The organism is Aquibium sp. A9E412 (assembly GCF_030398335.1).
Lineage (GTDB): Bacteria > Pseudomonadota > Alphaproteobacteria > Rhizobiales > Rhizobiaceae > A9E412.
Window position 1 is genome coordinate 61729 of the sequence record NZ_JAOAOP010000014.1, and the last position, 7954, is coordinate 69682.

Below are 7954 nucleotides of genomic sequence, written 5' to 3' on the forward strand. Positions count from 1 at the left end.
CTACTGCGTCGCGTCGGACGCCTGCTCGCCGGCCGCCGGCGCCGCCTCGGGCGCCGTCGCCTCTTCCTGCAGGCGGCGGAAGCCGTCCTGGCCCGCCGCGGCCGCGCCGCCGCCGGCGTCGCGGAAGAACCGGAAGAACTCCGATTCGGGCGACAGCACCATGGTCGTGCCGCTGTCCTGCAGCGCCTGGCGGTAGGCCGCCATCGAGCGGTAGAAGGCGAAGAAGTCCTCGTCGCGCTGGAAGGCGTCGGCGAAGATCGCGTTGCGCTCCGCCTCGCCCTCGCCGCGCAGCACCTCGGCCTCGCGCCGCGCGTCGGCCAGGATCTCGACGACCTCGCGGTCGGCGCGGGCGCGGATGCGCGCGGCCGCCTCGCGGCCACGGGCGCGCAGCCGCTCGGCCTCGGCCAGACGCTCCGCCTTCATGCGGTCGTAGGTCTGCTGCGAGACTTCGTCGGTCAGGTCGGTGCGGCGGATGCGCACGTCCTCGATCTCCAGCCCGAGCGAGGTGGCGTCGGGACGAAGCTGGTCGCGCACCTCGCGCATCATCGAGCCGCGCTCGTCCGACAGCGCCGCCTCGAAGCCGCGCAGGCCGTAGACGCGGCGCAGCGCGGCGTCGAGACGCGTGCGCAGCCGCTGCTCGGCCAGCGGCACGCTGCCCGAGACCGCCTGGCGGAAGCGCCGCGGGTCCTCGATGCGGTAGGCGACGAAGGCGTCGACCTCGTAGAACTTGCCGCCCGAGACCTGGACGCGGATGTCGTCGAGGTCGAAGCGCAGGATGCGGTCCTCGAGGATCTGCACGTTGTCGGCCTCGATGAAGCCGAACGGCAGCTTGAAGTAGAGGCCGGGCTCCTGCTTGACGTCGACGATCTCGCCGAAGCGCAGCACGATCGCCTGCTGGCGCTCGTTGACGACGAAGATCGAGGAGAAGCCGAGGAACAGGAGGACCGCGACGGCGATGACGATGATCGGAAGCCGGTTGGCCATCAGTTCTGCCCTCCCTGGGCGGTGTTCTCGCGCTGGCGCGCGCGCAGCTCGGGCAGCGGCAGATACGGCACCACGTCCTGCCCGCCGCCGCCTTCCACGATGACCTTGTCGGAGCCGCGCAGCACGTTCTCCATGGTCTCCAGGAAGAGGCGCTTACGCGTCACCTCGGGCGCCTTGGCGTATTCGTCGTAGACGGAGATGAAGCGCTGCGCCTCACCGCGCGCCTCCTGCACGACCCGGTTCTTGTAGGCCGCCGCCTCCTCACGCACCTGGGCCGCCTCGCCGCGCGCCTGGCCGAGCTGCTGGTTGGAGTACTGGTTGGCCTCCTCGACGAAGCGGTCCTCGTCCTGCTCGGCGCGCTGCACCTCGTCGAAGGCGTCGGCCACCTCGCGCGGCGGCGCGGCGTCCTCGATCGACAGCGCGTTGACCGTCAGGCCGGCGTCGTAGTCGTCGAGCGTCGTCTGGATGATGTCGCGCACCGCGTCGGCGATGCCCTGGCGGTCGTCGCGGAAGACGTCCTGCGCCGGGCGCCGGCCGACGACCTCGCGCACCGCGCTCTCGGCGACCTGGCGCACCATCTCGTCGGGGTTCGACACGTTGAACAGGTAGTCGGCGGGGTCGGACACCTGATAGGCGACAGAGAACTTCACGTCGACGATGTTCTGGTCGCCCGACAGCATCAGCCCCGAGGAGCCGCCGGCGCGCACCTCGCCGATGTCGACCAGGCGCTCGGCGACCGACGCCTTCTCGACCGTCTCGACCGGCCACCAGTGGAAATGCAGGCCGGGCTCCGACAGCTCGTCCTTGGGCTCGCCGAAGCGCAGCTCGACGGCCAGCTCGTCGGGCTGCACCGTGTAGACGGCCTTGAACAGCCACAGGCCGACGAGCACCACCGCGATCAGCAGCAGCATCGCCGGGCTGGCGCGGCCGCCGCCCGGCAGCGCCTGGCGCAGCCGGTCCTGGCCGCGCCGGATGATTTCCTCGAGATCCGGCGGTGATCCCTGCGGACCGCTCGGTCCGCGCGGTCCCTGCCCCCAAGGCCCGCCGCCGTTGCCGCCGCCCCACGGGCCGCCGCCACTCTGATTGTTCCAGGGCATTGTGATTCCTTTTCTTCAGCGGCCCTGCCCCGGCCGGGGCCCGGCGCCACACTCCCTGGGCGGTTTATAGGTACCCGCAGGAACCGTTTCAACGCGACCGCGCGCCGCGACGGCCGGCGCAACGGCTCTTGCGGACTGCCTCACGCCCTCTCACGGCGTTCGTAGACGACATGGCGGGTCGGGTAAACGTTCTTCTCGTCGGCGGGCAGCGATTCGCCGGCGACCGGCTTCCAGACGTCCGGGTCGATGGCGGGAAAGCGCGTGTCGCCGTCGAGATCGGCCAGCACGTGGGTGACGTAGAGCCGCGTCGCCTGCGCCATCGCCTGGCGGTAGATCTCGCCGCCACCGATGACGCACACCTCGCCCTGCGGCCCCGCCTCGGCGCGCGCGCGCTCGAGCGCGGCGGCGAGCGACGGCACCACCGCGGCGCCGTCGGCGGCATAGCCGGGGCTGCGCGTGACGACGATGTTGAGCCGGCCGGGCAGCGGCCGGCCGATGCTCTCCCACGTCTTACGGCCCATCACCACCGGCTTGCCCATGGTCTGCGCCTTGAAGCGCCGCAGGTCGCTCGACAGCCGCCCCCAGGGCAGCCCGCCGGCCCGGCCGATCACGCCGTTCTCCGTCATCGCCACGACGAGCGCGACGTCCATCACTGCGGCTTCCTGCGCACCACGGCGGGCGCGGCCGGCACCGCCGTCGGGTCGGCCTGCGGCCGCGCCAGGATGAGCACGTCGAGATCGCGCTCGGGATAGTAGTCCCGCGCCTCCATCTCGAAGGTCGTCGGGCCGGTCTTGCGCACGTTCTCGCCGCAGAAGCTGACGAGATTGCCGGGCGATCCCTTGTCGACGGTCAGCCTGAAGCGGCCGATGACGCCGTTCGCCCAGTTGCCGCCGGTCGTCAGCACGTAGCGGATGCGCTGCTCGAACAGCGCCGGATAGGCGCCGTCGCCTTCGCCGGCGATGCGCGCCACCGCGCGCTCGAAGGCGGCGTCCATGCAGTAGCGCGCCTTGTACTCGGCATGGCTGCCGCCGAACGTGCCGTTCCAGAAGAAGCTGAGGCCGGCCGTCGCACCGACGCTCGGCCGGTAGCGGTGGCTGACCGCCAGCGGCCGGCCGGCCGGAAAACTGGTGCGCCACCAGTAGGTCTGGCGCAGCGTCCAGTAGGGGCTGCGCACCCGCTGCCATCCCTGCCCGGCGTCGTACTCGTCGACCACGATGATGCCGCGCGTGATCCAGTCGGCCGCGACGCGGTCGGGCAGCGCGGCGAGCGCGGCCTCCACCGCCGCGCCATAGGGCTGCAGCGGCACGCCGTGGCGCGCCAGGTCGGCGGTCACGTCGAGGCCGACGGCGAAGGCGCGCTGCTCGAGCGCCGGCGTCACCGGCGTGCCGTCGACGGTCACCTCGAAGCCGAGCATGTTGTCGTCGGTCTGCTGCGGCAGCGCCGGGCGCTCGTAGGGGTTGGCCTCGATCTCGGGCATCGGGAAGGCGACGATCGCCTCGACGGCGGTCCCGGAGCGGTTGCGGAAGACGTAGTCGACGCGCACCTCCTCGCGCGACACGTAGAGGTCCTCGCTGGCCATCTCGATCATGTCGGTGCGCGACAGCACCAGGCCGCCGGTGCCGAGCTCGGCGATGGAATCGTTGGCCGCCGCCGGCACGGCAAGCGCCAGCACGCCCAGCACGGCACCCGTCAGGCGCCGCGCCGCCTCACACCGCGATCGGCGCGCGGATCGCCGGGTCGGCGACATAGCCCTCGAGGCGGAAGTCGGCGTAGCGGAAGGCGAACAGGTCATCGACATCGGGGTTGATCCACATGGTCGGCAGCGGCTTCGGCGTGCGCGCGAGCTGCTCGCGCGCCTGCTCGAAATGGTTGTGATAAAGATGCGCATCGCCCAGCGTGTGCACGAAATCGCCGGGGCGCAAGCCGGTGACCTGCGCGATCATCATGGTCAGCAGCGCGTAGGAGGCGATGTTGAACGGCACGCCGAGGAAGATGTCGGCCGAGCGCTGGTAGAGCTGGCACGACAGCCGGCCCTCGGCGACGAAGAACTGGAACAGGCAGTGACACGGCGGCAGCGCCATGTCGTCGACCATCGCCGGATTCCACGCGGTGACGATGTGACGCCGCGAGTGAGGATTGCGCCGCAAGCCGCTGACGAGATTCGCGATCTGGTCGATGTGCCGGCCGTCCGGCGCCGGCCAGGAGCGCCACTGATAGCCGTAGACCGGGCCGAGGTCGCCGTCGGCGTCGGCCCACTCGTCCCAGATGGTGACGCCGTTGTCGCGCAGATAGGCGATGTTGGTGTCGCCGGCGAGAAACCACAGGAGCTCGTGGACGATCGACTTCAGATGCAGCTTCTTGGTCGTCAGCACCGGAAAGCCGGCTTCGAGATCGAAGCGCATCTGGTGGCCGAAGATCGCCCGCGTGCCGGTTCCCGTGCGGTCGTCGCGGTCGACGCCGTGCTCGAGGACGTGGGCGAGAAGGTCGTGATACTGGCGCATGGGCGGCTTCCGATTCGCTCGCCGGCAAGCTTATCCCATCGCGCGGCCGGCGCGAGGGCCCGGCCCGGCATGTCTACAGCGTTTCCAGGCGAAGTGGGAACCGGTTCGCCGTCCGGAAACGCGTCAAAACAACAAGTTACGGCCGATCTGCGATTCCGGGAAAAGCAGAGCGGCTCTAAAGGGCGTCGAGCTTGCCGAGATGCTTGGCGACCAGGAAGTAGAAGGTGACGCGGCGCTTGGCCGCATCGCCGGCCATCGTCTCGCAGACCCATGCCACCGCGGCATCGCCGCGCGCGCGGTCGGTGATGCCGAGCTTCTTGGCGCACCATTTCTCGCGCACCCGGGCGCGTTCCTTCTCGTCGCTGCACGACACCAGCGCGGAATCGCGACCGTGCAGCGCCACCCCGAGATGCTTGACGATCCGCTCGACCACCGCGGCATCGGCGGTCGCGTCGTAGCGGCGCACGTCGGCGAGATGGTCGGCCATCGGTCCTTGTCCTCGATCCTGCAAATGGAGGAAGGGCCGCGCCGGCCGTCCGCCCCGGTCTTGCCCCCGGCATGTCGCCGCCGAGCGCCGCGGCTCGACGACGCGGCTGATGCGGCAGGCGCGAAACGGCGGGAAAAATCCGCAAGCCGGCCGGCAAGTCAAGCCCGCCCTCTTCAAATGCCGCGCGCAAGCGCCTATATTCGCCGCGTCAGCCTGGCTGACTATGGCGATAAACGGCCGATGCAATAAGCCAATCGGACCCGGGGGCGGTACCCGGCGCCTCCACCACAAGCCGCGCTGCCGGCGCGGTTTGTGATGGGGGCGAAACAGGATCGACGATGGTGTAAAGATCGGACTTTCGCCCGGCATGGTACCACCGTTATCGGGCCGAACACGATAGTTGCCAACGACAACTATGCGGAAGCACGTCTCGCTGCGTAAGCGGCGCGACAGCTTCAATTCAAGCCTCAGGCCGTCGCAGGTCTGAGCGGGGTTCGGAGGCACCTGGCAACAGAAGCCTCCACTTCCTCCCTTCCCCCGCTTCCCCCTTTCCATCGACGCCGCCCTGCCCCGCGGTGCGCGCAGGCGCGGCAGGCTGCCGGGCGTCGCGGGCGGCGCCCGGCACGGGCCTTCGTGCGCCGCTGCGCTATATCCGGTTTACGGGAGCGCGAAGCTTCATTAGACCTAGCACGATCACCCACGAACCCGCACAGCGCATGCCGATGGCCGACGACCAGATCCGATACGACATTCTCGCCCAGGAGGCGCTGCGCGGGGTCATGCGCAAGGTGCTGACGGAGGTGGCGCGCACCGGCCTGCCGGGCAACCACCACTTCTTCATCACCTTCCTGACCCATGCGCCGGGCGTGCGCATCTCCAGCCGGCTGCGCCAGCGCTACCCCGAGCAGATGACCATCGTGCTGCAGTACCAGTTCTGGGACCTCAAGGTGACGGAACAGGGCTTCGAGGTCGGCCTGTCCTTCTCCGACGTGCCGGAGAAGCTGGAGGTGCCGTTCTCGGCGGTGCGCGGCTTCTACGACCCGTCGGTCAATTTCGAGCTCGAGTTCGACGTCAAGCCCGACAGCGAGCTGGCCGAGCAGGAGGAGGGCGGACCGGACGTCGTTCCCGGCCCCGCCGCGGGCGCGCCGGCCGCCCCGCAGCCGCGGCCCGACAAGGCCGCGCCGAAGCGCGGCAAGGCGGCCGAGAAGGCCGCCGCGCAGGGCGAGGAGGACGGCGAGGAGGAGCCGGCCGGCGGCGCCGAGGTCGTCTCGCTCGACGCCTTCCGCAAGAAGTGAGCATGGCCGAGATCGTCAACCTGCGGCAGGCGCGCAAGCGCAGGGCGCGCGACGACAAGGCCCGCAAGGCGGCCGAGAACCGCGCCGCGCACGGCCGCAGCCGCGCCGAGCGCGAGCGCCTGGCCGCCGAGACCGAGCGCCAGGCGCGCCACCTGGCCGGCCACCGCCGCGACGACGCCGCCAAAGAGCGATGAACCGGCCGCACAAGCGCTCGGTCACCATCCGCGGCCACCGCACGAGCCTGTCGCTCGAACAGCCCTTTCTCGACGAGCTGCGCGCCATCGCCGCCGAGCGCGGCATCGCGCTTGCCGCGCTGGTGGCCGAGGTCGACGCCGCCCGGCGCGGCGACGAATCGCTGTCCTCGGCGCTGCGCGTGCACGTGCTCGGCTGGCTGAAGGCGCGCGCGGCCGGCGCGGCCGCGCAAGCGGACGGGGGCGCGCCTACTCGGCCGGCTCGATGAGCCGCCGCAGCCCCTCCACCGTCAGGTTTTCCGGCCGGAAGAACTCCGACACGTCGTCGCCCGCCGGCGGCGCCGGCGTGGCATCGGGCGGCGGCAGCGGCGCGCGGCGGATCGCCTCCGCGTCCGGCGTCTCCGGCGTCGCGTCCGGCGGCGGCGCGGCGGCGTCCGCCGGCGCATCGCGCGTTGCCGGCGCTGCCGGTTCGGCGTCGTCGCCCGGCGCGGCCTCCTCGGCGGCGCGCCGCGCCTCCTCGGCGGCCTGCCGGGCCGCCTCCTCCTCGAACCGCCGGCGCTCGGCCGCGGCCCGCTCGCGGCGTTCCTCGAGCGCGGCATAGTAGCGCGTCTCGCGGCGCAGCCGCTGCTTTTCCAGAAGCACGGCCTGCATGTGCTCGACCCGCGCCTGCTCGCGCTCGAGCGCGCGCTGGGTGAGGTACTGCGCCAGCGGCTGCGTGTCGAAGCGTGCCGACATGGCCCCGAGCGGACCCTCGGCGACGAAGCGCACCGCGGGCTCCGAGCCGGCCAGCGCCTCCAGCCCGGCATCGTAGGTCAGCCGCCCCTCGGCGCTCGCCGTGCCGGCGGTCAGGTCGGCGCGCAGCTCCGCCGTCAGCACGGCGCCCTCGCGCACCAGCCGGACGGGCGGCGTGCGCAGCGTGCCGCCGGCCAGCGTGAAGGCGATCTCCGCCGCGCCGACGCGGAACGCGCCGGCCCCGACGATCGGCGGCGCGAAGCCGGCCGTGTCCTCGGCGTCGACCTCGTGGCCGATCGCATCGGCGCGGCCGAGCAGCGCCGGCAGGGCGCGCGGATTGAGGCCGTCGATCACCAGCCGGTCGAAGGTCGCCGTGCCGGAGCCCGACAGCGCCGCGACCAGCCCGCCGACCGACTTGCCGTTGGCGGTGACGCTGGCGCTGACGTCGGCGCGGCCGTCGAGCGCGCCGACCGGCAGCAGCGAGCCGACGTCGGCGCCGACGAGGCGAAGCTGCGCCGACAAGAGCCCGGTGCCGGCATTGTTCTTCAGCTCCGCCAGCCCTTCCAGGCGGCCGTCGTGCAGCGTCGCCGAAAGGTCCGACAGCGCCAGGCCGTCGTCGCCGAAGCGCAGATGCACGGTGGCGTCGCGACCGAGCGGCTCGGCGCCG

At 71.7% G+C, this 7954-nt stretch carries 10 protein-coding genes and 1 other RNA gene; 4 read left to right on the top strand and 7 right to left on the bottom strand.

What is annotated here, in order from left to right:
* The 6 genes from N1F89_RS07955 to N1F89_RS07980 form a co-directional block, all read right to left on the bottom strand.
* Nucleotides 1-984, bottom strand: a complete 984-nt coding sequence (locus N1F89_RS07955; RefSeq protein ID WP_290083154.1) for a protease modulator HflC — start codon at nucleotides 982-984, stop codon at nucleotides 1-3.
* Nucleotides 984-2081, bottom strand: coding sequence for an FtsH protease activity modulator HflK (gene hflK, locus N1F89_RS07960; RefSeq protein ID WP_290083156.1), 1098 nt, complete (start codon nucleotides 2079-2081; stop codon nucleotides 984-986). Before hflK ends, N1F89_RS07955 begins: the two co-directional genes overlap by 1 nt.
* Before the next feature lie 140 nt (nucleotides 2082-2221).
* Nucleotides 2222-2731 carry a dihydrofolate reductase gene (locus tag N1F89_RS07965; protein ID WP_290083158.1) on the bottom strand — a complete coding sequence of 170 codons (510 nt, stop codon included), beginning with the start codon at nucleotides 2729-2731 and terminating at the stop codon, nucleotides 2222-2224.
* The gene (locus N1F89_RS07970; RefSeq protein ID WP_354670314.1) at nucleotides 2731-3762 is read right to left on the bottom strand and encodes a DUF4424 domain-containing protein; all 1032 of its coding nucleotides are present in this window, start codon (nucleotides 3760-3762) and stop codon (nucleotides 2731-2733) included. The genes N1F89_RS07965 and N1F89_RS07970 overlap by 1 nt, the downstream gene beginning before the upstream one ends.
* A 25-nt stretch (nucleotides 3763-3787) precedes the next feature.
* Complete coding sequence (locus tag N1F89_RS07975) at nucleotides 3788-4582, bottom strand: thymidylate synthase (RefSeq protein WP_290083160.1); 795 nt, start codon at nucleotides 4580-4582, stop codon at nucleotides 3788-3790.
* A 175-nt stretch (nucleotides 4583-4757) separates the two neighbouring features.
* Nucleotides 4758-5069, bottom strand: a complete 312-nt coding sequence (locus N1F89_RS07980) for a DUF2853 family protein (RefSeq protein ID WP_290083162.1) — start codon at nucleotides 5067-5069, stop codon at nucleotides 4758-4760.
* Between the two features lie 168 nt (nucleotides 5070-5237).
* Between N1F89_RS07980 and ssrA the strand changes: the two genes are divergently transcribed.
* The 4 genes from ssrA (at nucleotide 5238) to N1F89_RS08000 (ending at nucleotide 6824) form a co-directional block, all read left to right on the top strand.
* Nucleotides 5238-5594: a transfer-messenger RNA gene (ssrA, locus tag N1F89_RS07985) on the top strand.
* A 197-nt stretch (nucleotides 5595-5791) separates the two neighbouring features.
* Nucleotides 5792-6364, top strand: a complete 573-nt coding sequence (locus N1F89_RS07990; RefSeq protein ID WP_290083172.1) for an SspB family protein — start codon at nucleotides 5792-5794, stop codon at nucleotides 6362-6364.
* A gap of 2 nt (nucleotides 6365-6366) precedes the next feature.
* The gene (locus N1F89_RS07995) at nucleotides 6367-6558 is read left to right on the top strand and encodes a DUF4169 family protein (RefSeq protein WP_290083164.1); all 192 of its coding nucleotides are present in this window, start codon (nucleotides 6367-6369) and stop codon (nucleotides 6556-6558) included.
* Complete coding sequence (locus N1F89_RS08000) at nucleotides 6555-6824, top strand: ribbon-helix-helix domain-containing protein (RefSeq protein ID WP_290083166.1); 270 nt, start codon at nucleotides 6555-6557, stop codon at nucleotides 6822-6824. Before N1F89_RS07995 ends, N1F89_RS08000 begins: the two co-directional genes overlap by 4 nt.
* On the opposite strand, the gene N1F89_RS08005 is transcribed toward N1F89_RS08000, so the two are convergent.
* Nucleotides 6805-7954 (bottom strand): AsmA-like C-terminal region-containing protein (locus tag N1F89_RS08005; RefSeq protein WP_290083167.1); only part of this gene is annotated, 1150 nt, incomplete at its 5' end. The two genes, N1F89_RS08000 and N1F89_RS08005, sit on opposite strands and share 20 nt — an antisense overlap.

Excerpts from the sequence above, each read along its gene's own strand:
- N1F89_RS07980 (WP_290083162.1), bottom strand. The coding sequence starts at position 5,069 with ATGGCCGACCATCTCGCCGACGTGCGCCGCTACGACGCGACCGCCGAT.
- N1F89_RS07955 (WP_290083154.1), bottom strand. The coding sequence starts at position 984 with ATGGCCAACCGGCTTCCGATCATCGTCATCGCCGTCGCGGTCCTCCTG.
- N1F89_RS07975 (WP_290083160.1), bottom strand. The coding sequence starts at position 4,582 with ATGCGCCAGTATCACGACCTTCTCGCCCACGTCCTCGAGCACGGCGTC.
- hflK (WP_290083156.1), bottom strand. The coding sequence starts at position 2,081 with ATGCCCTGGAACAATCAGAGTGGCGGCGGCCCGTGGGGCGGCGGCAAC.
- N1F89_RS07990 (WP_290083172.1), top strand. The coding sequence starts at position 5,792 with ATGGCCGACGACCAGATCCGATACGACATTCTCGCCCAGGAGGCGCTG.
- N1F89_RS07965 (WP_290083158.1), bottom strand. The coding sequence starts at position 2,731 with ATGGACGTCGCGCTCGTCGTGGCGATGACGGAGAACGGCGTGATCGGC.
- N1F89_RS08000 (WP_290083166.1), top strand. The coding sequence starts at position 6,555 with ATGAACCGGCCGCACAAGCGCTCGGTCACCATCCGCGGCCACCGCACG.
- N1F89_RS07995 (WP_290083164.1), top strand. The coding sequence starts at position 6,367 with ATGGCCGAGATCGTCAACCTGCGGCAGGCGCGCAAGCGCAGGGCGCGC.